This is a genomic window from Protofrankia sp. CiP1_Cm_nod3 (assembly GCF_982290655.1).
Map to the genome: position 1 here is coordinate 9261 of NZ_CEVIVD010000171.1, position 465 is coordinate 9725.

The following is a 465-nucleotide window of genomic DNA, read 5'->3' on the forward strand; positions in this document are numbered from 1 at the left end:
CTGTCCTCCAGCAGGCTGTAGTTACGGAACGCGGCCATGTCCACCAGGATCTGGCAGAGCTCACCGAAGTCCAGGGACGGCCGGTAGGACTCGGCCAGCGCCCCGAGGCACACCAGCCCCTGCTGGGCCTCGTGTTCCCGGGCCTGGTCGCAGTCGTAGTTCGGGAACACGTTCGGATGAAAGACCGGCGTCAGCCAGAACACCAGCGGCGGGGTTTCCGGGAACTCCGCGCCGAGCTGTATCAGAACGACATGCCGATCGACGGTGATCGGATCGTCACCAGGTGCCGCGCCGGGCCCGAAACTCGGCTGGACGAACTCCAGCTCGTACTCGGTGGGCAGCAGGCTGGAGTTCGCCCGCACCTGGAACCCCGGATGCGCCCGCGCATAGGCGACGATCTGGTTGCGGACGCGGTGCAGCGCCTCCTGCCTGTCCTTCGGGTTGAGCGCCCCGGCCCGGGCCTCC

The 465-nt window shown here is 68.0% G+C and carries 1 protein-coding gene; it reads right to left on the reverse strand.

The genetic code is table 11. The annotated features are described in order from the left end of the window. Positions 1–465 (reverse strand): ubiquitin-conjugating enzyme family protein (locus tag AC5LUJ_RS21450; RefSeq protein WP_493465610.1); only part of this gene is annotated, 465 nt, incomplete at both ends.